This is a genomic window from Dactylosporangium sp. NPDC050588 (assembly GCF_040654975.1).
Taxonomy (GTDB): Bacteria; Actinomycetota; Actinomycetes; order Mycobacteriales; family Micromonosporaceae; genus Dactylosporangium; species Dactylosporangium maewongense.
This window is the reverse complement of the sequence record NZ_JBFAJA010000037.1, coordinates 77,728-103,321: the sequence shown is the minus strand read 5'-3', so window position 1 is coordinate 103,321 and position 25,594 is coordinate 77,728. Positions and strand designations below refer to the sequence as shown.

21 protein-coding genes and 1 tRNA gene are annotated in these 25,594 nt (G+C 71.1%); 11 read left to right on the top strand and 11 right to left on the bottom strand.

Annotated features, from left to right (window positions below; translation table 11 throughout):
• Nucleotide 1: 1 nt before the first annotated feature.
• Nucleotides 2–1,711 carry a cell division protein FtsZ gene (gene ftsZ, locus AB0I21_RS25845; protein ID WP_360564828.1) on the top strand — a complete coding sequence of 570 codons (1,710 nt, stop codon included), beginning with the start codon at nucleotides 2–4 and terminating at the stop codon, nucleotides 1,709–1,711.
• On the opposite strand, the gene AB0I21_RS25840 is transcribed toward ftsZ, so the two are convergent.
• From AB0I21_RS25840 to AB0I21_RS25820, 5 genes are read right to left on the bottom strand one after another with little or no spacing between them, the layout of a single operon-like run.
• Nucleotides 1,699–2,649: a TAXI family TRAP transporter solute-binding subunit gene (locus AB0I21_RS25840; RefSeq protein ID WP_360564827.1), complete on the bottom strand. Its 951-nt coding sequence runs from the start codon at nucleotides 2,647–2,649 to the stop codon at nucleotides 1,699–1,701. The genes ftsZ and AB0I21_RS25840 overlap by 13 nt on opposite strands.
• Nucleotides 2,646–3,254: an HAD family phosphatase gene (locus tag AB0I21_RS25835; RefSeq protein WP_360564825.1), complete on the bottom strand. Its 609-nt coding sequence runs from the start codon at nucleotides 3,252–3,254 to the stop codon at nucleotides 2,646–2,648. Before AB0I21_RS25835 ends, AB0I21_RS25840 begins: the two co-directional genes overlap by 4 nt.
• Entirely contained in the window at nucleotides 3,251–4,336 is a 1,086-nt protein-coding gene (locus AB0I21_RS25830; protein WP_360564824.1) for a glutamate--cysteine ligase, read from the bottom strand. Before AB0I21_RS25830 ends, AB0I21_RS25835 begins: the two co-directional genes overlap by 4 nt.
• Nucleotides 4,330–5,307: an aldo/keto reductase gene (locus AB0I21_RS25825; protein WP_360564823.1), complete on the bottom strand. Its 978-nt coding sequence runs from the start codon at nucleotides 5,305–5,307 to the stop codon at nucleotides 4,330–4,332. Before AB0I21_RS25825 ends, AB0I21_RS25830 begins: the two co-directional genes overlap by 7 nt.
• Nucleotides 5,308–5,325: 18 nt before the next feature.
• A complete protein-coding gene (locus AB0I21_RS25820; protein WP_360564822.1) occupies nucleotides 5,326–7,107 on the bottom strand; it encodes a 5'-nucleotidase C-terminal domain-containing protein in 1,782 nt (593 codons plus the stop codon).
• 202 nt (nucleotides 7,108–7,309) lie between these two features.
• Between AB0I21_RS25820 and AB0I21_RS25815 the strand changes: the two genes are divergently transcribed.
• Nucleotides 7,310–8,797, top strand: coding sequence for a M28 family metallopeptidase (locus AB0I21_RS25815; RefSeq protein ID WP_360564851.1), 1,488 nt, complete (start codon nucleotides 7,310–7,312; stop codon nucleotides 8,795–8,797).
• Here the strand turns inward: AB0I21_RS25815 and AB0I21_RS25810 are convergent.
• Nucleotides 8,784–9,410 carry a TetR/AcrR family transcriptional regulator gene (locus AB0I21_RS25810; protein WP_360564820.1) on the bottom strand — a complete coding sequence of 209 codons (627 nt, stop codon included), beginning with the start codon at nucleotides 9,408–9,410 and terminating at the stop codon, nucleotides 8,784–8,786. The two genes, AB0I21_RS25815 and AB0I21_RS25810, sit on opposite strands and share 14 nt — an antisense overlap.
• A gap of 78 nt (nucleotides 9,411–9,488) precedes the next feature.
• Between AB0I21_RS25810 and AB0I21_RS25805 the strand changes: the two genes are divergently transcribed.
• Nucleotides 9,489–10,301 carry a hypothetical protein gene (locus tag AB0I21_RS25805; protein WP_360564819.1) on the top strand — a complete coding sequence of 271 codons (813 nt, stop codon included), beginning with the start codon at nucleotides 9,489–9,491 and terminating at the stop codon, nucleotides 10,299–10,301.
• A 99-nt stretch (nucleotides 10,302–10,400) separates the two neighbouring features.
• On the opposite strand, the gene AB0I21_RS25800 is transcribed toward AB0I21_RS25805, so the two are convergent.
• From AB0I21_RS25800 to AB0I21_RS25790, 3 genes are all read right to left on the bottom strand, one after another.
• Entirely contained in the window at nucleotides 10,401–12,449 is a 2,049-nt protein-coding gene (locus AB0I21_RS25800; RefSeq protein WP_360564817.1) for a hypothetical protein, read from the bottom strand.
• Between the two features lie 67 nt (nucleotides 12,450–12,516).
• A complete protein-coding gene (locus AB0I21_RS25795) occupies nucleotides 12,517–13,377 on the bottom strand; it encodes a hypothetical protein (protein ID WP_360564815.1) in 861 nt (286 codons plus the stop codon).
• Nucleotides 13,378–13,383: 6 nt separating this feature from the next.
• Nucleotides 13,384–14,652, bottom strand: a complete 1,269-nt coding sequence (locus AB0I21_RS25790; RefSeq protein WP_360564814.1) for an EAL domain-containing protein — start codon at nucleotides 14,650–14,652, stop codon at nucleotides 13,384–13,386.
• Nucleotides 14,653–14,777: 125 nt separating this feature from the next.
• Here AB0I21_RS25790 and AB0I21_RS25785 point away from each other — a divergent pair, with 125 nt between their 5' ends.
• Together AB0I21_RS25785 and AB0I21_RS25780 are read left to right on the top strand one after the other, a co-directional pair.
• A complete protein-coding gene (locus AB0I21_RS25785) occupies nucleotides 14,778–15,317 on the top strand; it encodes a hypothetical protein (protein ID WP_360564812.1) in 540 nt (179 codons plus the stop codon).
• Nucleotides 15,318–16,139, top strand: a complete 822-nt coding sequence (locus AB0I21_RS25780) for a fused MFS/spermidine synthase (protein WP_360564810.1) — start codon at nucleotides 15,318–15,320, stop codon at nucleotides 16,137–16,139.
• Between the two features lie 9 nt (nucleotides 16,140–16,148).
• On the opposite strand, the gene AB0I21_RS25775 is transcribed toward AB0I21_RS25780, so the two are convergent.
• Nucleotides 16,149–16,222 (bottom strand) — tRNA-Leu (locus AB0I21_RS25775).
• Nucleotides 16,223–16,305: 83 nt separating this feature from the next.
• On the opposite strand from AB0I21_RS25775, the gene AB0I21_RS25770 reads away from it, so the two are divergent.
• The 5 genes from AB0I21_RS25770 (at nucleotide 16,306) to AB0I21_RS25750 (ending at nucleotide 21,156) form a co-directional block, all read left to right on the top strand.
• Nucleotides 16,306–16,917 (top strand): response regulator, encoded by a 612-nt coding sequence (locus AB0I21_RS25770; RefSeq protein WP_344503463.1) that lies wholly within the window; start codon nucleotides 16,306–16,308, stop codon nucleotides 16,915–16,917.
• Between the two features lie 152 nt (nucleotides 16,918–17,069).
• Nucleotides 17,070–18,374, top strand: a complete 1,305-nt coding sequence (locus AB0I21_RS25765) for a branched-chain amino acid ABC transporter permease (protein ID WP_360564808.1) — start codon at nucleotides 17,070–17,072, stop codon at nucleotides 18,372–18,374.
• Between the two features lie 10 nt (nucleotides 18,375–18,384).
• Nucleotides 18,385–19,380, top strand: a complete 996-nt coding sequence (locus AB0I21_RS25760; RefSeq protein ID WP_360564807.1) for a branched-chain amino acid ABC transporter permease — start codon at nucleotides 18,385–18,387, stop codon at nucleotides 19,378–19,380.
• Complete coding sequence (locus tag AB0I21_RS25755) at nucleotides 19,370–20,359, top strand: ABC transporter ATP-binding protein (protein ID WP_360564805.1); 990 nt, start codon at nucleotides 19,370–19,372, stop codon at nucleotides 20,357–20,359. Before AB0I21_RS25760 ends, AB0I21_RS25755 begins: the two co-directional genes overlap by 11 nt.
• On the top strand, nucleotides 20,356–21,156 hold the full coding sequence (locus AB0I21_RS25750) for an ABC transporter ATP-binding protein (RefSeq protein WP_360564803.1): 801 nt from the start codon (nucleotides 20,356–20,358) through the stop codon (nucleotides 21,154–21,156). Before AB0I21_RS25755 ends, AB0I21_RS25750 begins: the two co-directional genes overlap by 4 nt.
• Nucleotides 21,157–21,294: 138 nt before the next feature.
• Here the strand turns inward: AB0I21_RS25750 and AB0I21_RS25745 are convergent, their stop codons facing one another.
• Nucleotides 21,295–22,551, bottom strand: coding sequence for an ABC transporter substrate-binding protein (locus tag AB0I21_RS25745; protein WP_360564801.1), 1,257 nt, complete (start codon nucleotides 22,549–22,551; stop codon nucleotides 21,295–21,297).
• A 235-nt stretch (nucleotides 22,552–22,786) separates the two neighbouring features.
• On the opposite strand from AB0I21_RS25745, the gene polA reads away from it, so the two are divergent.
• Nucleotides 22,787–25,480 (top strand): DNA polymerase I, encoded by a 2,694-nt coding sequence (gene polA / locus AB0I21_RS25740; protein ID WP_360564799.1) that lies wholly within the window; start codon nucleotides 22,787–22,789, stop codon nucleotides 25,478–25,480.
• Nucleotides 25,481–25,594 lie beyond the last annotated feature (114 nt).

Genomic DNA, 25,594 nt, shown 5'->3' with positions numbered 1-25,594 from the left:
GGTGCGGCTCCCCGACCCGGCGCGGTCCCGGGCGGTGCTGATCGGCACCGGCACGTACGCCTCCGCGGCGCTGCCCGACCTGCCCGCCGTCGCCAACAACCTCGACGCGATGCGCCGCGTCCTCACCGACCCCGACCTCGGCGGGCTGCCGCCGGAGCACTGCGTGGTCATCCAGGACCCCGCCGACGACACGTCCGTCCTCGACCAGCTGTGGAACAGCGCCGTCGAGGCCGAGGACACCCTCATCGTCTACGTCGCCGGGCACGGCCTGCCGGGCCCGCGGACCGGGGAGCTGTACCTGGCCATCGGCACCACCGACGTCGACCGGCTGCCGTTCCGCACGCTGCGCTACGACGACCTGCGCACCGTCGTCATGGACCGGGGCCGGTTCCCGGCCGCGAACCGGGTCGTCGTGCTCGACTGCTGCTTCTCCGGCCGGGCGATCCCGGCGATGTCGGGGGAGAGCATCGTCGGCCTGACCGGCATCGAGGGCGTCTACATCCTCACCGCCACCGCGGCGAACCATCTCGCGCTCGCGCCGCCCGACGCGGAGCACACCGCGTTCACCGGGGAGCTGCTGTCGCTGCTGCGCTCCGGCGTGCCGGACGGCCCGGAGCTGCTGACCCTCGGCCTCATCTACGAGCGGGTCCTGCACACGATGGTGTCCCGCGGGCTGCCCCGCCCGGAGCAGATCAACCGGGACACCGCGGCCCGGCTCGCGCTGAGCCGCAACGCCGCGTTCGCGGCACCGGCGCCGAGGCCGGCCCCCGCCGCCGTCCAGGCGTCGCCCGACATCAGGGTCGTCGGCATCGGCGGCGGCGGGATCAACGCCGTGAACCGGATGATCGAGACGCAGCGGATCGACGGCGTCCGGTACATCAGCGTCAACACCGACGCGCAGGCGCTGCTGATGTCCGACAGCGACGTGAAGGTCGACATCGGCGAGGCGGTCCGCGGCCTCGGCTCGCGCGGCGACCCCGAGACCGGCCGGCTCGCCGCCGAGGCGCACGAGGCCGACCTCAAGGCCGTCCTCACCGGGGCGGACCTGGTCTTCCTGGCGTGCGGGGAGGGCGGCGGCACCGGCTCCGGCGGCGCGCCCGTGGTCGCCCGCGTCGCCCGCTCCCTCGGCGCGCTGACGGTCGGCGTGGTGACCCGGCCGTTCGCGTTCGAGGGCCGCAAGCGGCAGGCCGTCGCCGACGAGGGCATCACCGAGCTCCGGAAGCACTGCGACACGCTGATCGTCATCGCCAACGACCGCCTGCTGAGCCTCGGCGACCGGAGCGTCAGCATGATGGACGTGTTCCGGGAGGCCGACCGGGTCCTCGACACCGCGGTCCGCGGCATCGCCGGCCTGCTCACCACGCCCGGCATCATCCGCATCGGCTTCGACACGGTCCGGGCCGCCCTGACCGGCGGCGGCACGGCCCTGATCGGGGTCGGCCAGGCCGGCGGCGCCCAGCGGGTCATGTCCGCGGCCCGGGCGGCGGCCGGCGGGCTGGAGCACCTCCTCGACGACCGCGTCGACGGCGCCCGCACCGTGCTGGTGTCGGTGTCCGGCGACGCCGGCGTCACCTACGACGAGGTCGCCACCGCGATGGAGGAGATCGCCGGCCGCGCCCACCCGGACGCGGAGATCGTGTTCGGCGCCGCGCTCGACGGTGCCCTCGGCCCGCAGGTGCAGGTGGTGGTGGTCGCCGTTCAGGCCTTCTGAGCGCGGTAGTAGCGGACGGCGCCGGGGTGCAGCGGCAGCGGCGGGGTGCTGATCGCGGAGCGGATGTTGAGCCGGGCCGCCGCCTGGTGCGCCTTGGCCAGCTCGTCGCGGCCCTCGAAGAGCAGCCGCGTCACGCCGTAGGCGAGGGGCTCGGGCATCGACCCCCGCACGACGAGATAGTTGGCGATGCCGATCGCGACCGTCGGGCTGATGCCGTGGTACGCCGAGGCGGGCACGACCCGCTCCGCGTAGTAGTTGCCGAACGCCTTGCGCAGCGGCTGGACGAACGTGTCGAGGGCGAGGAGCCGGATCGGGAACTTCTCCGCCAGCTGCTGGATCAGGCCGACGGCCAGCCCGCCGGAGAAGAAGAACGCGTCGATCTGGCGGGCCTGCAGCGCCTTGACCGAGTCGTCGAGGTTGAGCGGGCGCTGGATGATGCTCGCCTTGAGGCCGGCCCCGGCGACGTCGAGGATGTGGTCGGCGGTGCCCGCGGTGCCGGAGCCGGCGGCGCCGACCGACACCTGCCTGCCGTGCAGGTCCGCGACGGTCTCGATCGGGCTGTCCCGGGCGACGACGAGGTGCACGTAGTCGTCGTAGATGCGGGCGAGCGCGGCGAGCTGCCCCGGCGCGGCCCGGTCGCCCTCGCCGGCGGTGTCGGCCTGGGTGAAGCCGAGCTCGGCCTGGCCGGCGAGGATCGCGCCGACGTTCTCCTTCGACGCGTTCGTGGTGAGGACGCTGGCGTGGACGTCCGGCAGGTACCGCTTCGCGAGGTCCGCGATCGCCTTGCCGTACTGGTAGTACACGGCGCCCGTGCTGCCGGTCGCGATCCTCAGGTTTCCGGTCGCCCCGGCGCCGTCCGACTCGCACGCCGAGAGCAGCAGGGCGCCGGCACCGCCGAGCAGGAGCGCCCGGCGGTGCACGAGAGCCGGCCCGCTCATGCCGGGGCGTCCTGCAGGCACGCCGTCAGGATCTCCAGGGTCTCCTCCGGGGTGCGGTGCCGGACCGTCGTCATGCCCAGCGCCCGCGCCGGCTTGAGGTTGCCCGGCAGGTCGTCGACGTAGACGCACTCCTGCGGCGGCAGCCCGATCGCCGCCGCGCCCAGCACGTAGATCTGCGGGTCGGGCTTGCGCACCCCGACGTCGCCGGAGATCACGATCCCGTCGAACAGCTCGTCCAGCAGGATCCGGTCGTACCGCTGAGAACCCCACGAATTGGAGATCAGGCCCGTGCGGATGCCGCGGCCGCGGGCGGCCCGGACGAAGTCGAGCATCGCCACGTCGGCGGTGGTGGCGCCGAGGAGCCGCTCGATGAGGCCCTCCGGCGCCACCCCGAGCAGCGCCGCGAACCCGGCCTCGAACTCGGCGTCGGGCAGCGTGCCGTCCTCCAGGCCGCCGAGCAGCGACCGGGCGGCCGGGTCGTCGCGGAAGAGGTCGCGGACCGTGCCGGGCGGCAGGCCCTCCCGCGCGCAGAACGCGTCGAAGGAGGCGAACACGTCGGTGGTGAGGACCCCGCCGTAGTCGACCAGCAGCCCGCGCAGCGTCATCCGGATCCTGTCCCTTCGGCCGTCTCCTTTGCCAGGGACTGTACGACCTCGCGGTGGTCCTCAATGGCCCGCTGCCGGGTCGCCGACGTGCCGCGCCGGCGGAGGTCCTCGAGGAGGTCGACGGCGATCTCCCACTCGCCGCGGGCCTCCAGGGCCGGGCGGACGTGCGCCATCAGCGCGTCGACGCGGGCGATCGCCGGCAGCGCGGACCGGGTCGCCGGGTCGACGAGGTGGCCGCTGAGCCCGGACCGGGCGGCCCGCCACGTCGCGGCCCGCAGCAGCACCTGCGGCGCCTCCGGCAGGGGCCGGCCGGCGGCGTCGTCCTCGGCGGCGACCGTGACGAGACCGCGGGCGAGCGCGGCGAGCAGCACCGCGTCGTCGACGTCCGGGCACGAGTCGGCGACCCGCACCTCGACCGTCGGGTACCGCGCGGACGGCCGGGCGTCGAAGTAGACCATGCCCGCGTCGCTGATCACGCCGCTCTCCACGAGCGTGTCGACGACCCGCTGGTACTCCGCGGCGGAGCCCAGGTCCGGCGGCGGGCCGACGGTCGGCCAGCGCGACGTGACGACCGTGCGGTAGGACGCGTAGCCGGTGTCGTTGCCGGCGAAGTACGGCGAGCTGACGCTGAGCGCGAGCAGCGCCGGCAGCCACTCCCGGATCCGCCGGGTGATCCGCACCGCCAGGTCCTTGTCGGGCACGCCGACCTGCACCTGGCACGCGGCGACCTGCTGCTCGTCGACGAGCTGCCGGTACTCCTGCGCCATGCGCTCGTAGCGCTCGTCCGGGTAGACCCGGCTCGGGGCCGCGCCCGAGCCGGGGACCGTGCCGGCGGCGACGATCGCCAGGCCGTGCCGCCCGGCGGACTCCACCAGGGAGCGGCGCTTCTCGATCAGGTCGGCGCGCAGCGCGGTGAGGTCGGTGTGCACGCCGGTGGCCGTCTCGACCATCGACCGGTGCAGCTCCGGCTCGGCGTCGGCGCCGCGCAGGACCCGCCGGGCGGACGGCGACAGCTCGCCGGTCTCCGCGTCGACGACGTGGAACTCCTCCTCGACACCGATGGTGTCGCCCGTCGCTACCACCTGCTGTGCACCGACTGGCGGATGAGGTCGTCGTACACCTCGCGGACCGCCTCGTGGGTGGCGGCGGGCAGCGGGTCGGTGCTCCCGACGGCCGCGTTGGCGCGGGCCTGCTCGCCGCTGCGGGCGCCCGGGATGACCACCGACACGGCGGGGTGGTCGACGATCCAGCGCAGCGCGAACTGCGCCATCGTCAGCCCTTCGGGCTTGAGCGGCGCGAGCCGGCGCACGGCGGCGAGCCCGGTGTCGTAGTCGACGCCGGAGAACGTCTCGCCCTGGTCGAACGCCTCGCCGTGCCGGTTGTAGGTGCGGTGGTCGTCGGCGCCGAACGTGGTGTGCTCGTCGTAGCGCCCGGACAGCAGGCCGCTGGCGAGCGGGACGCGGGCGATGATGCCGACGCCCATCTTCTCCGCCGCGGGCAGCACGTCGTCCAGCGGCTTGAGCCGCAGCATGTTGAAGATGATCTGCACCGTGGCGACGCCGGGCCGGGCGATCGCGGTCAGCGCCTCGGCGACCGTCTCGACGCTCACCCCGTAGGCCTTCATGCGGCCTTCCTGCACCATCAGGTCCAGGCCGTCGAACACCTCGTCGGTGGAGTACACCTCCGACGGCGGGCAGTGCAGCTGGACCAGGTCGATGGTGTCGACGCCGAGGTTCTCCCGGGACCGGTCGTTCCACGCGCGGAAGTTGTCGAGGTTGTACCGGTCGGCCTCCTGCGGCACCCGGCGCCCCATCTTCGTGGCGACCGTGATGCCGGGCCGGTCCTTGATGAAGGCCCCGACCAGGCGCTCGCTGCGGCCGTCGCCGTACACGTCGGCGGTGTCGATGAACGTCACGCCCGCCTCGTGCGCGGCGGCGAGGGTCGCGAGCGCCTGGTCCTCGTCGACCTCGCCCCAGTCGGCGCCGAGCTGCCACGCGCCGAGCCCTACCACGCCGACCGGGGCACCGGTCCGTCCTAAGATCCGTTCCTGCATGCCGCCCAGAGTATGGCGTTACGCGAAGACCGGCACGTTCTCCCGCACGAGCCGCCAGTTCGGGGTGAAGAAGTCGGCCGGATCGATCGAGCCCTTCGCCTGCGCCCAGTCGATCAGCAGCTGCCGGATCTCCTGCTGCGCGTTGTACACCTGCGACTTCACGATGCCGGGGAAGTTGCCGCCGCCGGAGCGCCGGTAGTTGTTCACCGCGACCACGAACTGCTCGGTGTCGCCGACGGGCGTGGTGGTGCCCGGGTGCACGAGCCGCGTGATGCGCTGCCCGACCGGCTTGCTGATGTCGATGTCGTACTCGACGCCGGAGATCACGTCGTAGTTGTAGTCCGGCACGGACGGGTCGTTGATCGTCGCCGGGTCGACGGGCGCGCCGACCGGCAGCGTCACGAAGTACTTCGCCGAGTACTCCAGATAGGCGCGCACCTCGGCGCCGGTCAGGACGACGGCCTCCAGGGTGTTGTCGTAGATGTACAGCCCCGCCACGTCCTTGATCTTGACGTCGCCGGCGGGGAACACCGCGGTCCGCGAGAACGGGGCGGCGATCGACAGCACCGGCAGTGCCGTGCCGAGCGCGGCGGTGACCGTGTCGGTCTGGACCTTGTTGATGTAGTCCAGGATCGCGGTGTCCTTGTAGCGGGACTCGGCCGCCGACAGCGTCTCGGTGGAGGTCGCGACGACCTGGTTGACGTAGGCGACGGTCTTGTTGTGCTGCGCCCGCACGGCGGCGACGACCTTCGGGTCGGCCTCGACCGTGTTGGTGTTCAGCGACGTCGACGCCTTCGACGTGATCACCCAGCGGCCGCGGTCGCGGCTGAGCTGGAAGTCCATCCGGGTCAGCCGCTGGCCCCACCGCGACGGCTCCGACAGCAGCACCTGCGCGCCGGTCGCCGTGTTGGTCACGAAGCGCTGCGGGATGTCGCTGTGCGCGTGGCCGAAGAGGATCGCGTCGATGCCGGGGACCTGCTCGGCGATGAGCGCCGACGGGTTCTCGTTCGGCAGCTCCGGGCCGTAGCTGGACTTGCCGCTGTCGCCGCCGTGCGCGGAGATGAGCACGATGTCGGCGCCGCGGCGGCGCATCTCGGGCACGTACTTCGCGGCGGTGGCGACGCAGTCCTCGAAGCGGAGCGTGCCCTCGACGTTGGCGCGGTCCCAGATGGCGACGCCGGGGTTGGTGAGGCCGAGGATGCCGACCCGGAGGTTCGGCGCGCCGTGGCCCAGGTCGACCTTCTTGATGACGTACGGCACGAACGCGGGCCGGCCGGTCTTCACGTTGACCGCGTTCGCCGCCAGGGCCGGGAAGCCCAGCTGGCGGATCCACAGGGCGAGCAGCGGCAGCCCGTAGTTGAACTCGTGGTTGCCCAGGGTGACGGCGTCGTAGTCGATGACGTTCATCGCCCGCGCCATCGGGTGCTTCTCGCCGGTCGTGGTGATCGGCTCCTGCTTGGCGTAGTACGTCGCCAGGGGCGTGCCCTGGATCGTGTCGCCGGCGTCGAGGACGAGGGTGGCCTTGCCCCGCCGCTCCGCCCGGATCTGGTTGACGAGCGTGGCGACCTTCGCCAGGCCGATGTCGTTGTGGGCGCTGTCGTCGTACTCGGCGTCCTTGTAGTAGTCCCAGTTGTAGACGTTGCCGTGGGTGTCCGAGGTGCCGAGCAGCGTGAGGTCCCAGGTCGTGGGTTTCGCCGCGGGTGCCGCGCCCGCCTCGCCGCCGGCGACGAAGGGTGCCGCCGCCGTTGCCGCCGCGGCGGCCAGGACGGTCCGCCGGGAGGTGCCTGAAGGGATGTTCATGTCCGGCACCTTATGCGTGTATCAATGCGATGAGCGAATCGAAAGCTTGACGTATTTCGATGTCTCTCGGGACCATGGCGGACGGCCAGGCGGCTGACGGCTGACCTCTCCCGCCGGGCCGTGACCCCCTCGACCCCCGGGAGCTGTCCACGTGAAGAAGGTCCGCACCGTCGCGCTGGCGGTGGCTCTGGCGGCCACCGCGCTGCCGGCGCCCGCCGCGGCGGCGCCGGCGAAGATCCTGCTCGCCGCCGCGCCCAACATCTCCGTCGCCAACGTCAAGGCGCACCTGAGCCAGCTGCAGAGCATCGCGACCGCCAACGGCGGCAACCGGGCCCACGGCCGGCCCGGCTACCTGGCCTCTGTCAACTACGTGAAGGGGCAGCTCGACGCCGCCGGGTACACCACGGTCGTGCAGTCGTTCACGTACAACGGCGCCACCGGCTACAACCTGATCGCGGACTGGCCGGGCGGCGACCCCGACGACGTGCTGATGGTCGGCGCGCACCTGGACAGCGTCACCGCCGGGCCCGGCATCAACGACAACGGCTCCGGCTCCTCGGCCAACCTGGAGGTCGCGCTCGAGGTGTCCCGGCAGGCGCTGAGCACCACCAAGCACCTGCGCTTCGGCTGGTGGGGCGCGGAGGAGCTCGGGCTGCGCGGCTCGACCGCCTACGTCAACAGCCTGTCCGCGGCCGAGAAGGCGAAGATCAAGGCGTACCTGAACTTCGACATGGTCGGCTCGCCGAACGCCGGCTACTTCCTCTACGACGGCGACAACTCCGACGGCGTCGGCTCCGGCCCCGGCCCCGCCGGCTCGGCCGCCCTCGAGCAGACGCTGAAGGACTACTTCACGTCGATCGGCGTGCCGACCGAGGGCACCGACTTCGACGGCCGCTCCGACTACGGCCCGTTCATCGCCAACGGCATCCCCGCCGGCGGCATCTTCACCGGGGCGGAAGGCACCAAGACCGCGGCCCAGGCCACGAAGTGGGGCGGCACGTCCGGCACCGCGTTCGACGTCTGCTACCACCGCGCCTGCGACACCACGAGCAACATCAACGACACGGCCCTGGACCGCAACAGCGACGCCATCGCGTACGCGGTGTGGACCATCGCGACCAGCACCCCGGTCCCGCCGGGCACCACCGTCTACAGCGACACGTTCGAGACGGCCACCGGCTGGACCACCAACCCGTCCGGCACCGACACGGCCACGGCCGGCGCGTTCGAGCGGGGCGACCCGGCCGCCACCAGCTCCGGCGTCGCGCTGCAGCTCGGCACCACCGTCAGCGGCAGCTTCGACCTGGTCACGGGCGCGGCGGCGGGCAGCAGCGCCGGCACCTACGACGTGGACGGCGGGGTCACCAGCATCCGCTCGCCCGCGATCTCGCTGCCGGCGGTGCCGTCAGGTGGCACGCTGACGCTCTCCTTCTCCTGGTACCTCGCCCACCTCAACAACGCGACCAGCGCCGACTACCTGCGGGTGCGCGTCGTCGGCAGCACCACGACGACGACCGTGTTCACCCAGGCGGGCGCCGCGTCGAACCGGGCCGGCGCGTGGGCCACGGCCTCGGTGAGCCTGACCGCCTACGCCGGGCAGTCGATCCGGATCCTGATCGAGGCGAACGACTCCGGCACGGCCAGCCTGGTCGAGGCCGGCGTCGACGACGTCAAGATCACTCGGTCGTGACGGTGCGGGGCCGGTCCTGGTGGCCGGCCCCCATCAGGGCCGCGATGCCGCTCATGTACGACTCGCGGTCGACCTCGCCGATGAGCACCCGCTGCAGGATGTACCCCTGGATGAGCCCGAAGAGCGCCGAGCCGATCGCGACCGGGTCGGCGCCGGCGGGCAGCTGACCGCTCTCCTGGGCGCGCCGGGCCAGGGCGACCGCGTTGCCCCGGATCCGGCCGTAGATCTCGGTGATCAGCCCGGCGAACTCGGGGTCGTGCACCGCCTCGCCCCACACCTGCACGGCGATGCGGACCGTGCCGTCGTCGGTGAGGTTGATGTCGATCTGGCGCAGCAGGTCGTCGATCACCGCCAGCACGGGCGGCGGCGGGTCCTCCCGCAGCAGGAGGTCGGCGGTCGCCTGCACCACACCGATCTTCTCGCCGGCGATCGCCTTGATCAGCGCGGCCTTGCTGTCGAAGTACCGGTAGAACGCCCCGACGGACAGCTCCGCCTCTTTGATGACATCCTGCATGGACGTCTGGTGGAACCCGTTGCGCAGGAAGCAGCGCGTCGCCGCGTCGATGATCTGCTCCCGGCGGGCGGCGAGGTGGGCTTCGGAGACGCGCGGCATGCTCCGATTATAGAGCGAACGCTCGCTTTCCAAAGCGGGGCGTGCGTTTCCCCCGCTCAGGTGCCATGATCCACTGCTGTGACCGCTCTGCTCGCCCGCCGCTGGCGGGTGCCCGCCGTCCTCGCCGTGATCGCCGTCTGCGCCTGGGTCTCCTGGTTCACCCAGGTCGGCCACGAGTGGTTCACCCAGGCGGTGGCGCTGCCCGTCCCCGCCCTGATCGCGGTGTTCATCGCGCCCACCTGGCGGGTCGGGGTGCCGGCGGTGGCCGCGCTGCTCGTCGCCGCTCCCGCGCTCGTGCTGCTGTCGACCGGGCGGGCCGGGGTGCTGCGGCCGCCGTCGACGGACTGGTTCGTGCCGTACGTGCTGCTCGCCCTGGTCGCCTGGGCGGCCGGCTTCGCGGTCCGGGTCCGGGCGGCCGGGCCGGACGCCCGGGGGACCCTGCTCATGATCGGCGGCGGGGTCGCGGCCCTGCTCCTGTGCGTCGGGACCATCGTCGTCGGCGGTGGCGGCAGGGCGCTGCCGTCCGGCGACGCCAGGCAGTGGGTGCACGGCGACGACCTGCCCGACGGCGTGGGGCTGCACCGGATGGGGTTCTGGGGCGACTGCGAGACGGAGGACGGCGAGATCGTGGAGTGCCCGCAGGCCACCGAGTTCTGGGCGACCGACGGCCGGCCGGCGGGGGAGATCATCGCGCAGCTCGTCGGGGAGCTGCGCGCGCTGGGCTGGCCGGTCACGGAGCAGGCGCCGGGCTTCTACGTCGGCTGCCTGCCGATGCGGGGCGTGCTCACCTGGGATGACAGCATCTGCGCCGAGGTCGCCTCGGCCGGCGAGGCGTCGCTGCGGCCGAACAAGCCGAACAGCTCCGCGTCGGTGATGCTCACGCTGGGCTGACGCGGGCCGCGCCTCGGGCGCGGTGGCGCCTCGGAGGTGGTGGCGCCTCGGACGTGGTGGCGGCTCAGACGCGGGTTGCGCCTTGGACGCGGTGGCGGCTCAGACGCGGGTGGCGCTGAAGATCATGGTGGTCATGACGACGCCGCCGGCGCCGGCGTTGGCCAGCATCAGCCTGGGGGAGAGGCGGGTCACCGGGTTCGTCTTGTCGACCGCGGTCGCCTTGCGGTTGCCGGTCGAGAAGGCGGTCAGCTCGATCCCGCCGTCCGCGGTCGGCTTGCAGGTGACCTGCAGCGGTGTCGAGGCGGTCGGCGGCGGGCCGGCGTTCTTCGGCTTCGCCGACGCGGCGAGCCTCGCCGGCTGCCCGCCGGTCAGCTTGAAGATCTCGATGACGCCCTCGGGGCCGACCTCGAAGGTGTAGCCGTTGCCCAGGTCGGCGCCGTCGAGGCAGGCCGCGCCGATCTTGGCGCCGCCTGCCGCCTTGCCGATCGCGGCGAACTCCAGGTCCATCGTGAAGCCGGCGCCCTGCACCGCGAGCCGCTGCTCCGGGCCGGGCGCGACGCAGCGGATGTTGGGCTGCTCAGCGGTGACCCGCAGCGCGTCCGGCACCTCGACCTTGCAGCCGCCCGCGGCGGCCCACGGCACCTTCTGCTGCAGCGCGGCGACCGTCTTCGTGCCCTTGAGCGTCCACGGCCCGACCGACGTGACGGAGCACGCGATGACGGGCCGCTGCGTCCAGCCCGCCGGGAGCATCGGCTTGTCCAGGGGCAGGAACGACTGGCCGTACGGGACGCCGAGGTACGCGCCGTAGGACTGCTCGCAGACCGCCTTCGCGGCCGCGTCGACGGCCTCGCGGCCCGGGTCCTCCAGGAACGGCAGGTGCCCCACGTACGTGACCTCGCCGATGTGCGCGGCGTTGCACGGCGTCACGTAACGCAGCTGCGACGACCCGCCGATCCAGTCGAAGCACTCGCCGGCCTTGAGCTCGAACTGGTCGCCGACGAACAGCTCGGCGGCCGCCTTCGACGGGTCCGCCAGGGCCCGCGCGATCCGGTCGCCGTCGTCGTTGCCGGTGACCTGCAGCCCCTTGCCGAGCAGCGCCACCAGCGACGGCGCCAGGCCGTCCACGGGCACGGCGGTGTCGTGGACCGCCTGCCGGTGCGAGGGGGACAGGCCCGCGACGACGACCACCTTGCCCTGCTCGGTGCGCAGGTAGTACTCGAAGCCGAGCCAGTGCCCGGCGCCCGCGCCGACCAGCGGCACCAGGACCGCGACGGCGAGCACCGAGTAGCCGGCGACGGTGCCCCACGCGCGGCCGACGGACGCGGCGATGACCGCCGCGGCGCCGACGAGGACCCCGCCGAGCAGGCCGATCGCGCCGCCGGTGGACAGGATCAGGCGCAGCGGCTCGGCGAGCAGCCAGCCGGCGAGTCCGCCGGCGCGGGAGGTGCCGCCGTCCAGGAGGCTCGGGTTGCCGCGGACCAGGTGCAGCAGCCCGAGCGTGGCCAGCGCGATGCCGGTGGTGCGGGTGAGGACCCGTTCGCGCAGGTAGTGCCCGGTGGCGACGGCCAGGTCGCGCAGCTCGGCGCCGGTCCACAGCCGCCGGTCGACGATCGGCACCAGGGGCAGCTGCCACGGCCAGGTGGCCCGGGGCAGGCGCGGCAGCGGCCAGAGCAGCAGCAGCGGCAGGACCGGCAGCACGTACGCCGCGTAACCGAACCCGAACGCGAGGATCGCCGTGGCGACGCCGTGGACCGGCACCTGCGGCACCCACAGCAGCGCGACGAGCACGACGACGACCGCCGCGATGATCCCGATCCGCCGCCACGACGGCCGCTTCGGCCTCGGTCGCGTGGGCTTCTCCAGCGGCGTTTCCGGGTTCTGTACGGGGGCGGGTCCGCGACGCCCCCGGCGGTGCGACCCGGCCTCGGCGGTGGCGGCGCCCTGCCAGTCCGTGAGTGCCGCCCTGACCTGGTCGGTGGCGGCGATGCCGAGCAGCAGGCCCGCGATCAGGGTCAGCACGACCTGCCAGGCGGGCGGGGCGGCCGCGATGCCGATGAGCGTGGACAGGCCGAGGACGGCCGCGGTTGCCAGGGCCAGCAGCGCGACCGCGGGTAACGCCGCGCGGACGCGCGCACCGACCTCGGACATGGCTCTGGAGCATGGCACCCGCCGTACCCCATCGCAACTGGCCTAAGTCTGGCTTAAAAGTCTTGCGTCACATCTCGGTGCGGTTGGCGGCGCAGGCGTCGATGACCGGCTTGAACGCGTCACGCTCCGCATCGGTGATCTTCAGCTCCGTGTACAGCGGCGGGCCGCCGTCGAGGCTGAGCCAGGCGGGGAACACGTACGGCTTCTTGATCTCGGCGAGGGCGTGCGGGGTGCAGCGCTCGCCGTCGACCACGACCGGGACCGTCACCTCGCTCTGCCCGGGCTGCAGCACCGCGTACGGTTTCGGCGTCTGCTCCCGCGCGGGCAGCGGCAGCACTTCGAGGAGGATGCTGCCGACGAACTCCTGCAGCGTCACGGTGCCGGTGTACCCCGTCCGCTTCAGCACCACGGTGCCGTTGAGCCAGCCGCTCGGCAGGTGCGTCCAGGGGCCGAACGTGAGCGAGACCTGCCGGTCCAGGTACGCCTGCTGGCAGTCGATCGCGAGCAGCTTGTCGAGCATCGGGTCCGGGTCGGGCAGCGGCAGCCGCAGGTCGTGGAGCTTGCCGTCCTCGGTACGGACGGCGAAACCGACATGCGAGGCGGCGCTGCGGGGCTTGAGCTCGTCGCCCTGGCAGATCCCCGTGCCGTAGGAGACGGGCACGTCGACGCGCAGGCCGCCGACGGGCAGCGGGGCGTCGACCGCGACCGGCCCGACCCCCTTGAACGAGGGTGCCTGCAGCTCGACCCGCTCGACGGTGACCTTGGCGGGGCCCTCGTTGTGCATCGAGATCTGCACCGTGTGCCGGACCTCGTCGACCCGGCCCTGGGTCAGCTCGATCCGCAGCTTGACCGGGCTCTCCTTCTCGCCGCCGCCGTTGCCGCAGCCGGCCAGAAGGGCGAGCACCACCACCAGCGCCACCCGCTTCATAACCGCCTATGTTGGCACGATCCAGTGCAGGAGCGCACGGGCGGCTTCGAGCACGAGGTCGCGGTCGTACGTGAGGGCGTAGGTGAACCGCCGGTCGTCGTCCGGTCCGTCGTCGGCGAGGTCCCGCGCGACGAGGGCGCCGGCGAAGTGCGGCCCGACGACGACCACGTTCCACTCGCCGCGCAGCGGGTCGTCGCCGGCGATCGCGGCGCCCCTGACGCCCGGCACCGGCGCGCTCGGGATCTCGGTGCCCAGGGCGCAGACCAGGGCGGCGGTCCGCGCGACGGTCGCGTAGCGGCGGGCGGTCGGCGGGGTCAGGAACCGCGCCTCCTGGAAGCAGCCGAGCAGGATCGGCGGCTCCGCCGCGTCGAGCGCCTTCTCCTCCAGGTACCGGCTCAGCGGCATGAGCATCCGCTTCGTCGCCTCGGCGGTCGGGCGGCGGCCGGCGACGATCTCGTACGGCGTCCTCGTCCCGGTCCCGGCGGGCGGCGCGACGAACGGCACCGGCAGGGTCGCGCTGCGCTCGGCGACGTCCTCCGGCAGCGGCCCCGGCCGGCCGAACAGCCAGCCCTGGCCGAGCGTCGCGCCCATGCCCAGGGCGGCGGCGGCGTGCTCGCGGGTCTCGACCCCCTCGGCGAGGATCGCGGCGCCGGTACGTTCGGCGTAGGCGACGATCGCGTTGACGACGCGGGCGGCGTAGGCCCCCTCGGGCTGCTGGGTGAGGTGCCGGTCGACCTTGACCACGTCCGGGTGCACGAACGGCATGACCGCCAGGGACGCGGGCTCGGCGCCGACGTCGTCCAGCGCCACGCCCCAGCCGGAGCCGCGGCACGCCTCGGCGGCGGTGAGCAGGGCCGCCGGGTCGTCGGCGATCGCCCGCTCGGTCATCTCGACGACGACCCGCAGCCGCAGCTGGGCGTCGAGGATCGCCGGGGCGAGGTCCGGCGGGCACGGCACGCCGAGCGCGGCGGGCTCGGCGTTGACGAACAGGGTGAGGCCGAGCGGCAGGCCGGCGTCGATCGCGGCACGGTACGCGGCGGCGCGGCAGACCCAGTCGAGCTCGGCGAGGCGCCCGGCCCGGCCGGCGGCGTCGAACAGCTCCAGCGGCGCCTCCCACGGCGTGCCGGCCGGGCCGCGGGTCAGCGCCTCGTAGCCGACGACCTCGGGCCGGTGGCGGCGCCACGAGTCGAGCCGCACGATCGGCTGGAACACGGTGGTGACGGCACGGGCATCGATGACGTCGTCGATGCTCTTGATCAGGGTGGTGCCGTCCATGTCTTTCGGTTCGGCCCGGAAGCTCCAGAACTGAGACAAATCGCCGGTTTTGCTCGCGGTGGGCCCCGTTCCGCCCTGCCTACCGCTGCGGGCGCCCCGGTGCATGCTCCGGTAGGTTGGCGGTGATGCGACGTGTACTGGTGGTAGCGCTGCTGTTCGGGCTGACGGCCTGTACGTCGGCGGCTCCGTCCTCGTCCGCCTCGCCCGGCGGCTCGGGTGGCTCGGGCGCGGTCGTGAGGACCGCCGGGTGCGGCGCCTCGCCGTCCGGGGACCTGGTGGAGGTCGTCTCGCAGATCGACGCGAAGGGCGAGGCCGACTTCGCGGCCGTGTTCGCAGGAGCCCGGGTCGGCGACGACGGCGTCGAGGTCTACCGCAAGCCGTCCGCCGACCTGGACAAGTGGATCACCGGCACGTTCGCGGCGTCGTGCGTGCTCGTGCACGACGCGAAGTTCTCCGCGGCCGAGCTGGCGAAGCGATACCAGCAGGTCAACGACGACAACGCCTACTGGGCCGAGCAGGGCGTGGACGTCAACAGCGTCTCCTCCGACTTCGTGCGCGGGGTGGTCATCGTCGGCACGCAGGAGGTCGACAAAGGCAAGCCGCTGTTCGCCGCGCGCTATGCCGACGGGCCGCCCGTGGAGCTCGTGGACGAGGCACCCGCCTAGATGGGTGGGTGGCGGGAGATCATCGACGGGATCGGCGAGCGCACCGAGTTCGGCAACGCCAGGCTGGTGCGCGACCCGCGCCGCAAGGGCGGCTGGACGCTGCTCTTCGAAGAGGTGCAGCAGTCGTACGTCGACGTCGCGGACCCGACCTACCTCAGCTTCGAGTACACCCGCCGCATCGCCGCGGTCGTCGACACGATGGCACCGCAGGCGCGCCCCCTCGCCGTGCTGCACCTGGGCGGCGGCGCCTTCACGATGCCGCGCTACGTCACCGCCACGCGCCCCGGCTCCACACAGGTGATCGTCGAGCGGGACCGGCGGCTCGCCGACTTCGTGCAGCGGGTCGTGCCGCTCGCCGACGCCACCGGCGTCTCGTTCGTCTTCGGGGATGCCCGGGAGGTCGTGTCCGACATTCCGGATTCATCCTACGATCTCGTCATCGGCGACGTGTACGACGCCGCGCAGATGCCGGAAAGCGTGTCGGACGTCACGTTCGCCGCGGAGGTGGCCCGGATCCTGCGCCCCGAGGGGGTCTACGCGGTCAACGTCGCGGACCTCGCGCCCCTGACCTTCTCCCGGGGGCAGGCGGCCACCCTGCGCACCGCCTTCGCCGACGTCTGCCTGCTCGTGCGTCCGGAACTCCTGCGGGGCCGGCGCTTCGGCAACGTCGTTTTTGCGGCGTCCCGCGGCGCGGACCGGCTTCCTGTCGCGCGGCTGGCCGCGATCCTCGGGCGGGACCGGCAGCCCGCGCAGGTCGTCAGCGGCGCCGGACTGGACCTGCTGACCGCCGGCGCGGACCCGGTCGTGCTGCCGCCCGCGTGAGATCTTGCGTGCCCCGGGTGGGATTCGAACCCACACTGTCGGAGGTTTGAGCTCCGTTCCTCTGCCGATTGGGATACCGGGACGGGTACGCCGCACCAGGGTACCCACTAGTCTGATCGCGGCGGTAATCGCCGTCAGTCGTGTCGGATCGGATCGGGAGTTGCGCGTGGCCGAGGCACAGAGCCGTCGGGTGCTCATCGCGGAAGACGAGGCGCTCATCCGTCTCGACCTCCGGGAGATGCTCGTCGAGGAGGGCTACGACGTGGTCGGCGAGGCCGGCGACGGCGAGACGGCCGTCCGCCTCGCCGAGGAGCTCAAGCCCGACCTGGTCATCATGGACATCAAGATGCCGATCATGGATGGGCTGGCCGCCGCGGAGAAGATCGCCGGCGCGCGCCTCGCGCCGGTCGTCATCCTCACCGCGTTCAGCCAGCGGGACCTGGTCGAGCGCGCCCGCGCCGCCGGCGCGATGGCCTACCTGGTGAAGCCGTTCCAGAAGAGCGACCTGGTGCCGGCGGTGGAGATCGCCGTGTCGCGGTTCGCCGAGCTGGCCGTGCTCGAGCAGGAGGTCGCCACGCTGACCGACCGGCTCGAGACCCGCAAGGTCGTCGAGCGCGCCAAGGGTCAGCTCATGGCGACCTACTCGATGAACGAGCCGCAGGCGTTCAAATGGATTCAGCGCACCGCGATGGATCACCGAATGACCATGCGGGAAGTGGCGGATCGGATCATCGCGGAAACCGCCACCGGTAACAGCACGGTAACCCCTGAGTCCTGACCTTTTACCTGCGCAGGGCGTGTCTGCGCACGTAGCGCTCAGGGTCGAATAACGGCTTGGTAACGGACCGCAATCGGCTTCTGGGGCGGGCTATGATCCGCCAGTCCCGAGGGTCGGGACGATTGCTGCCATCTGTTATTCGAGGAGCACCATTGCGTAGAGCCGTGATCATGCTCACGGCCTTCCTGGCCTGCGTGATGCTCTCCTTCGGTCTAGGCGCCACAAGCGCGTGGGCCGAAGGGGAAGCACTGCAGGGGACGTTGACCAACAACGGCGCTCCGGTCGCCGGTGTCAAGATCAAGGCGTCTACCCAGGACGGCGCGCCCGCCGGTGAGGCCACATCCGACGAGCAGGGCAAGTGGAGTATTCCCGTAACCGGTCCGGGCACCTACAAGGTGGAACTCGATGTAGCGTCGCTGCCCTCCGGGGTCGGGCTCACCAACAACCGGCCCGTGCTGCCCACCGTCACCGTGGCGGACGGGCAGCTGCGCAACGTGCTGTTCCCGCTCGGCGCGGCCGGCGCGACCGGCGGCAGTGGCAACAACCAGCCCGGCACCAAGACCGAGGGGCCGTCGTCGTTCGACCGCGTCGCCGACCTGCTGTACTCCGGCCTGCACTTCGCGCTGATCATCGCGCTGGCGGCGCTCGGCATCTCGCTGATCTTCGGCACCACCGGTCTGACCAACTTCGCCCACGGCGAGATGGTCACGCTGGGTGGCCTCGTCACGTTCCTGTTCAACGTGACGATCGGGATGCCGCTCGTGCTGTCCGGCATCATCTCGGTGGCCATCGGCGCCGCCCTGGGCTACTTCCAGGACCGCGCGTTCTGGGGCTGGCTGCGCAAGCGCCGCACCAACCTGGTCACCATGATGATCATCTCGATCGGCCTGTCGCTGCTGATCAGGTACGTCTTCCTGTACTTCTTCGGCGGTGAGTCGCGCAACTTCGCCGACTACAACGCCCAGCCGGGCGTGCAGTACGGACCCTTCCTGATCGCGCCGAAGAACCTGATCGCCGACGGCATCGCCCTCGTCGTCCTCGCCGCGGTGTCCTTCGCGCTGGTCGGCACCCGGCTCGGCAAGGCCACCCGCGCCGTCGCCGACAACCCGGCCCTGGCCGCCGCGTCCGGCATCAACGTCGACCGCATCATCCGCCTCGTGTGGACGATCGGCGGCGCCCTCGCCGCGCTCAGCGGCGTGATCCTCGGCGCCTTCCAGGGCGTTGGCTTCCAGATGGGCTTCCAGATCCTCCTGCTCATCTTCGCCGCGGTCACCCTCGGTGGCTTCGGCACGGCCTGGGGCGCGCTGCTCGGCAGCCTCGTCATCGGGCTGTTCATCCAGCTCTCCACGCTGTGGATCCCGACCGAGCTGAAGTCTGTGGGCGCCCTCGGGGTGCTGATCGTGATCCTGCTCTTCCGGCCGCAGGGCATCCTCGGCCGCCGGGCCCGGATCGGCTGAGGGGACGACGATGAACTGGGAAAGCATCTTCAGCGTTTCGCTGGAAGCGATCATCGGGTCCACCGCTATTGCGTACGCCCTCGCGGCCATCGGACTCAACGTCCACTTCGGCTACACTGGCCTGCTCAACTTCGGCCAGTCCGCCTTCCTCGGCGTCGGTGCCTACGGCATCGCGATCACGGTGGCGACCTTCGGGCTGCCGCTGTGGCTCGGCGTCGTCGTCGGCCTGCTCGCGGCGGTGATCCTCGCGTTGCTGCTCGGCATCCCGACGCTGCGACTGCGCGCCGACTATCTGGCCATCGTCACGATCGCCGCGGCCGAGATCATCCGGCTCTTCTACCGCGCCACCGACCTGCGCAAGTGGACGGGTGCCTCCGACGGCCTGCAGAGCTTCTCGCAGGACTTCTACGAGCTCAACCCGTTCGCCGGCACCAAGGGCATCGACCTCGGGCTCATCACGTTCACCGACCGCGAGCTGTGGATCCTGGTCGTCGGCTGGACCCTGGTCCTGCTCAGCTGCCTCGTGGTCTGGCTGCTCATGAGCAGCCCGTGGGGCCGCGTGCTCAAGGCCATCCGTGAGGACGAGGACGCCGTGCGCAGCCTCGGCAAGAACGTCTTCTCGTACAAGATGCAGTCGCTGGTCCTCGGCGGCGTCATCGGCTGCCTCGGCGGTTTCGTCTTCGCCCTCGACCGGGCGGCGGTCCAGCCGGACACGTACGGCACGGAGTTCACGTTCTTCGCGTACACCATCGTGATCCTCGGCGGCGCGGCCCGGGTCTTCGGCCCGGTCGTCGGCTCGATGATCTTCTGGGTCCTGCTGGTCTTCATCGACTCGGCGCTGAGCGAGGCCTCCAACAACAAGGTCTTCCCGGAGTGGTTCATGACCACCTCGCAGGCCGGCTCCGTCCGGTACATCCTGGTCGGTCTCGGCCTCATCCTGCTGCTGATCTACCGGCCGCAGGGCATCTTCGGCGACAAGAGGGAGGTCATGCTCGATGGACGTTGAGAACAAGCCCGACCGGGCCGCTCGGGCGCGAGCCGTGCAGGCCCTGGCCGGACTGCCGTGCGAGCCCGGCGTCCCGAAACCGGACCCGATCCTCGTCGCCGACAACGTGGTGCGCCGCTTCGGCGGCCTCACCGCCGTCGACGTGAAGCACGTCGAGATCCAGCGCGGCTCGATCACGGCCCTCATCGGCCCCAACGGTGCCGGCAAGACGACCTTCTTCAACCTGCTCACCGGCTTCGACGCGCCCGACGAGGGCTCGTGGACGTTCAACGGCAAGTCGCTGTCCGGCGTGGCGGCGCACAAGGTCGCGCGGGCCGGCATGGTCCGCACCTTCCAGCTCACGAAGGCCCTGTCCAAGCTCAAGGTCATCGACAACATGCGGCTCGGCGCCACCGGGCAGCGCGGCGAGAGCTTCTGGCGCGCGCTGCTGCCCGGCACCTGGAAACAGCAGGAAGCCGAGATCACCGCCCGCGCCGAGGACCTGCTCACCCGGTTCAAGCTCATCGCCAAGAAGGACGACTTCGCCGGCAGCCTCTCCGGCGGCCAGCGCAAGCTCCTGGAGATGGCCCGGGCGCTCATGGTGCAGCCGGAGATGGTCATGCTCGACGAGCCGATGGCCGGGGTCAACCCGGCGCTGACGCAGTCGCTGCTCGGCCACGTCAAGCAGCTGCGTGAGGACGGCATGACCGTGCTCTTCGTCGAGCACGACATGGACATGGTCCACGACATCAGCGACTGGATCATCGTCATGGGGCAGGGCGGCGTCATCGCCGAGGGCACCCCGGACAAGGTCATGGCCGACCCGCGCGTGATCGACGCCTACCTGGGCGCGCACCACGACGGCGCGGTCAAGACCGTCGGCGGCGAGGAGGTGGACGCCTCTACGCTGGACGAATCCGACGGCGAGGTGACCCTGATCGGCGCCGTCGACGAGCTTTCTGTTTCTCCTGAAGAAGACCCGAAGGGGGGACCGGCATGACCGTTCCGATCGAGGACGACGCCCCGGTCGCCAGCAACGAGATCGTCGACCGCGGCGACCACCTGGCACACGCCGACGGGTCGGTCCTGCGGGCCGACGACGTCGTCGCGGGCTACCTGCCCGGCGTCAACATCCTCAACGGCGCTGACCTGTACGTGCACGACGGCGAGCTCGTGGGCATCATCGGCCCCAACGGCGCCGGCAAGTCGACCCTCCTGAAAGCCATGTTCGGCCTGGTCAACATCCGCTCGGGGGCCGTGACCCTGCGCGGGGAGAACATCACCAACATGAAGGCGCACGCGCTGGTGGAGCGGGGCATCGGCTTCGTGCCCCAGACCAACAACGTCTTCGCGGCCCTCACCATCGAAGAGAACCTGCAGATGGGCACGTTCCTGAAGCCGAAGCGCTTCAAGGAGCGCTTCGACTTTGTGACGCAGCTCTTCCCGACCCTGGCCGAGCGGCGCAAGCAGCGGGCGGGGCTCATGTCCGGCGGCGAGCGGCAGATGGTCGCCATGGCCCGGGCGCTCATGATGGAGCCGACCGTGCTGCTGCTCGACGAGCCCTCAGCGGGTCTCTCGCCGGCGCTGCAGGACGAGGTGTTCTTCCGGACCAAGCAGATCAACTCGACCGGTGTGACGGTCGTGATGGTCGAGCAGAACGCCCGCCGTTGCCTGCAGATCTGCGACCGGGGATACGTCCTCGATCAGGGCCGCAATGCCTACACGGCGTCCGGTCAGGATCTGATCAACGACCCGCGGGTGATCGAGTTGTACCTGGGCACGCTCGCCCGCGCCTGAACCATCGTTTTTGGATTCCCGCGCCTGCCGGTTTGTTCTCCGGCAGGCTCGGGATTTCTTTGTTGCGGTGCACGCGTGGTGCACGCATGGAAAAGGGCCCCACCGCTTCCGCGGTGAGGCCCTTTCGCTTTATTCAGATCAGATCTTGCCGGTCTGGTACTTCACGTCCGACGTGAGCTTGTTGTTCTCGTCGTAGGTGTAGACACCGATGGTGGCCTCGGCCGGGTCGCCGGCGTCGTTGAAGGAGATCGGGCCGCTCAGGCCGTCGAAGTCGATGTCCTTCTTCTGCTTGATCAGGTCGGCGCAGGACTTGAAGTCCGTGCACTTCTCGCCGCCCTTGGAGACGGTGATCAGGTGCTTCGCGATCTCGGCCGGGTTGTCGCTGCCGGCCTCGAGGGCCGCGAGGGCCGCGAGGATGGTGGCGTCGTAGGACTCGACGGCGTAGTTCCAGTCCTTCAGGTCCTTGTTGATCTCAAGGGCGCGCTTCTTGAAGTCGTCCTTGGTCGCGGCGCCGGGCTGGGTGCCCTTGTAGCCCTTCAGCGTGCCGGGGGCGAAGTCCTTCGAGTAGTCGGCGATGTTGCCGTCCACGAAGTACCACTTCTTGGTCTTGAGACCGGCCTCGATCAGCTTGGGGACGATCTTCTTGGTCTCGTCGAAGCCGATGATGGCGATGGCGTCCGGGTTGGCGGCCTTGATCTTCGCCACGTCGGCCGAGAAGTCCGCGGCCTTCGGGTCGTAGGTCACCGACACGGCGACCTTGCCGCCGCCGCTCTCGATCTCCGCCTTGGCGTTCTCGGCGAGGCCGGTGCCGTAGGAGTCGTTGAGGACCAGCATGCCGGTGGTGGCGTTGCCGTCCTGGACGATCAGGTCACCGAGGACGCGGCCCTGCAGCGTGTCCGGCGGGGCGGTCCGGAAGTAGAGGCCCTTGTCGTTGTAGGTGGTCAGCGCCGTCGACGTGTTGGCCGGCGAGATCTGGACCACGCCCGCGCCGGTGATCTTGTCGATCACGGACAGCGAGACGGACGACGAGGCGGCACCGATGATGACGTCGGTCTTGTCCGTGAGCAGCTTGTTGACCGACTGGGTGGCGATGTCCGTGGAGGTGTCGCCCGAGTCCATGTGCTGGATCGTGACGGGCTTGCCCAGGACGCCACCGTTGGCGTTGATCTCCTTGATCGCGACGTCGACGCCCGCGAACTCCGGGGGGCCGAGGAAGGCCAGCGAGCCGGTCTGCGGCAGGATGGTGCCGATCTTCAGAACGCCGTCGCCGGGGGCGGCACCACCGGTGGTTGCGCCGGTGCTGGGCTTATCTGCATCGTCACCACATGCACTGAGTGCCAGGACGGCAGCGCTCAGCACGGCGACCGAGCGCCATGCGAGGTTGGGGCGGATCATCACCTGTCTCCTTTTTACAGCGCGGTAGGCGTGGTTGCGCCTAGATGCCAAGACGCTGATAGGGGCAGAACCTAATGAAACTCGGGTGCTGGCACTAGGCCTTCGGGGCAACACGCCCCAGGAAGTTGCGCAGTCGTAATCTTCCTGTTCGCAACCGTCGCGGGAATCGGTTTGTCGCGTCACGGCGCGGGGTCTCCGCGGGGAACTGTCATACCCCCCGACTAGGCTCAAGGATGTGACGGGTTCAACAGAGGACACCAGGCTCCTGCTGCTCGACGGGCACTCCCTCGCCTACCGGGCGTTCTTCGCCCTCCCCGCGGAGAACTTCTCCACGAAGACGGGGCAGGTGACCAACGCCGTCTTCGGCTTCACGTCGATGCTGATCAACATGTTGCGGGACGAGAAGCCCACGCATGTGGCGGTCGCCTTCGATGTGTCGCGCCAGACCTTCCGCCTGGAGAAGTATGCGGAATACAAGGCCAACCGCTCGACGACCCGGCCGGAGTTCTCCGGCCAGCTCGACCTGATCAAGGAGGTCCTCAACGCGTTGCGGATCCCCTTCATCGAGAAGCCGGGTTACGAGGCCGACGACGTGATCGCCACCCTCGCCCGGGAGGCCGTCGCGCAGGGCATCCCCACCTCGATCATCACCGGCGACCGCGACGCCTTCCAGCTGGTCACCGACCTCGTGACGGTGCTCTATCTCAAGCGCGGCGTCTCCGAGATGGACCGCATGACCCCGGCCAAGGTCGAGGAGCGCTATGGCATCCCGCCGTCGCTCTACCGGGCGAAGGCGGCGCTCGTCGGCGAGGACAGCGACAACCTCCCCGGCGTCCCCGGCGTCGGCGACAAGACCGCAGCCAAGTGGATCCTGCAGTTCGGCGACCTCGACGGGATCATCGCCCGGGTCGACGAGATCAAGGGCAAGGCCGGCGAGAATGTGCGCGCCCACCTTGCCGACGTCATGCGCAACTATGAGCTCAACGGGCTCGTCGACGACCTCGAGCTGCCGGTCACCCCCGACCAGCTGCACTGGCGCGGCTGGGACCGCGAGGCCGTCCACCAGGTCTTCGACGCCCTGGAGTTCCGCATCCTGCGCGACCGGCTCTACCAGTATCTCGACGCCGTGGAGCCTGAGGCCGAGAGCGGCTTCGACCTGTCCGGCACGGTCCTGCGCGAAGGCGTCGGCGCCTGGCTCACCGAGCACGCGCCGGCCGGCACCCGCGTCGGCGTCGCCGTCGCCGGCAAGTTCGGCCGCGGCACCGGCGAGGTGACCGGCATCGGCCTCGCCGTCGCCGGCGGCCCGGCCGCCTGGTTCGACCCGACCGAGCTCGACGCCGCCGACGACGCGGCCGTGGGGGAGTGGCTCGCCGCCGCCGACCGGCTCAAGGTGCTGCACGACGTGAAGCCGGCCCGGCTCGCGTTCGGCGCCCGCGGCTGGACGCTCGAGGGCGTCGCCAGCGACACCGCGCTCGAGGCCTATCTGGCCCGCCCCGACCAGCGCTCCTATGACCTCAACGATCTGGCGCTGCGCTACCTCAAGCGCGAGCTGCGGGTCGACGCCCCCGACACCGGCCAGCTCGCCCTGGACGGCCTGGGTGGCAACACGGGAGAGGCGGAGGAGAATCTGATGCTCCGCGCCCGCGCCACCCTCGACCTCGCCGACGCGATCGCCGAGGAGCTGCGGCGCGACGGCGACTCCTCCGCCCGCCTGCTCGCCGAGGTCGAGCTGCCGCTGGTCACCGTGCTGGCGGAGATGGAGCGGGTCGGCATCGCCGCCGACACCGACTACCTCAGCGAGCTGGAGTCGAAGTTCGCCAGCAACGTCAAGGCCGCGGCGCAGGGCGCCTATGAGGTGATCGGCCGGGAGTTCAACCTCGGCTCGCCCAAGCAGCTGCAGGAGATCCTGTTCAACGAGCTCGGCCTGCCGAAGACCAAGCGCATCAAGACCGGCTACACCACCGACGCCGAGGCGCTGCAGAATCTGCACAAGCAGACCGAGCACCCGCTGCTGGCGCACCTGCTGAGCCACCGCGACTGGGCCAAGCTCAAGACCACCGTCGACGGCCTGCTCAAGTCGGTCAGCGACGACGGCCGCATCCACACCACCTACTACCAGACCGTCGCGGCCACGGGCCGGCTCTCCAGCACCGACCCCAACCTGCAGAACATCCCCATCCGCACCGAGGACGGCCGGCAGATCCGCCGCGCCTTCATCGTCGGCGAAGGCTTCGAGTCCCTCCTCACCGCCGACTACAGCCAGATCGAGATGCGGATCATGGCTCACCTGTCGAAGGACGAGGCGTTGATCGAGGCCTTCAACTCGGGCTTCGACTTCCACGCCGCGACCGCCTCCTCGGTCTTCTCGATCCCCGCCGACGAGGTCGTCCCCGACCAGCGCCGCAAGATCAAGGCCATGAACTACGGCCTCGCCTACGGCCTGTCCTCCTACGGTCTCGCCTCGCAGCTCGGCATCACCCCCGCCGAGGCCACGGTCCTCATGGAGGAGTATTTCGCCACGTTCGGCGGCGTCCGCGACTACCTGCGCCAGATCGTCGTCCAGGCCCGCCGCGACGGCTACACCGAGACCGTCCTCGGCCGCCGCCGCTACCTGCCCGACCTCAACAGCGACAACCGCCAGCGGCGCGAGATGGCCGAGCGCATGGCCCTCAACGCCCCCATCCAGGGCTCCGCCGCCGACATCATCAAGGTCGCCATGCTCCACGTGGACGCAGCCCTGCACGAGGCCGGCCTGCGGTCCCGCATGCTCCTGCAGGTCCACGACGAGCTGGTGTTCGAGGTAGCCCCAGGCGAGCACGACGCCGTCGAGGCTCTCGTCCGCCAGCAGATGGGCGAGGCCTACCCCCTGGACGTCCCGCTGGGCGTCTCGGTCGGCTCAGGCCGCGACTGGAACGCCGCCGACCACTGATCCACCGTCCGCCGCCCGCTGACCGCCGCCCGCTGACCCCTGACCCCTGATCGCGTCGTCTCGCACCGCCGGTGTCGCCCCGTCCGCGGGGCCGACACCGGCACCGAGCCGTCG

Coding starts and splice junctions, on each gene's coding strand:
- AB0I21_RS25820 (WP_360564822.1), bottom strand. CDS start 7,107: ATGAACATCCCTTCAGGCACCTCCCGGCGGACCGTCCTGGCCGCCGCG.
- AB0I21_RS25760 (WP_360564807.1), top strand. CDS start 18,385: ATGAACTGGGAAAGCATCTTCAGCGTTTCGCTGGAAGCGATCATCGGG.
- AB0I21_RS25800 (WP_360564817.1), bottom strand. CDS start 12,449: ATGTCCGAGGTCGGTGCGCGCGTCCGCGCGGCGTTACCCGCGGTCGCG.
- AB0I21_RS25795 (WP_360564815.1), bottom strand. CDS start 13,377: ATGAAGCGGGTGGCGCTGGTGGTGGTGCTCGCCCTTCTGGCCGGCTGC.
- AB0I21_RS25790 (WP_360564814.1), bottom strand. CDS start 14,652: ATGGACGGCACCACCCTGATCAAGAGCATCGACGACGTCATCGATGCC.
- AB0I21_RS25780 (WP_360564810.1), top strand. CDS start 15,318: ATGGGTGGGTGGCGGGAGATCATCGACGGGATCGGCGAGCGCACCGAG.
- AB0I21_RS25835 (WP_360564825.1), bottom strand. CDS start 3,254: ATGACGCTGCGCGGGCTGCTGGTCGACTACGGCGGGGTCCTCACCACC.
- AB0I21_RS25745 (WP_360564801.1), bottom strand. CDS start 22,551: ATGATCCGCCCCAACCTCGCATGGCGCTCGGTCGCCGTGCTGAGCGCT.
- AB0I21_RS25785 (WP_360564812.1), top strand. CDS start 14,778: ATGCGACGTGTACTGGTGGTAGCGCTGCTGTTCGGGCTGACGGCCTGT.
- AB0I21_RS25840 (WP_360564827.1), bottom strand. CDS start 2,649: ATGAGCGGGCCGGCTCTCGTGCACCGCCGGGCGCTCCTGCTCGGCGGT.
- AB0I21_RS25810 (WP_360564820.1), bottom strand. CDS start 9,410: ATGCCGCGCGTCTCCGAAGCCCACCTCGCCGCCCGCCGGGAGCAGATC.
- AB0I21_RS25825 (WP_360564823.1), bottom strand. CDS start 5,307: ATGCAGGAACGGATCTTAGGACGGACCGGTGCCCCGGTCGGCGTGGTA.
- AB0I21_RS25750 (WP_360564803.1), top strand. CDS start 20,356: ATGACCGTTCCGATCGAGGACGACGCCCCGGTCGCCAGCAACGAGATC.
- AB0I21_RS25755 (WP_360564805.1), top strand. CDS start 19,370: ATGGACGTTGAGAACAAGCCCGACCGGGCCGCTCGGGCGCGAGCCGTG.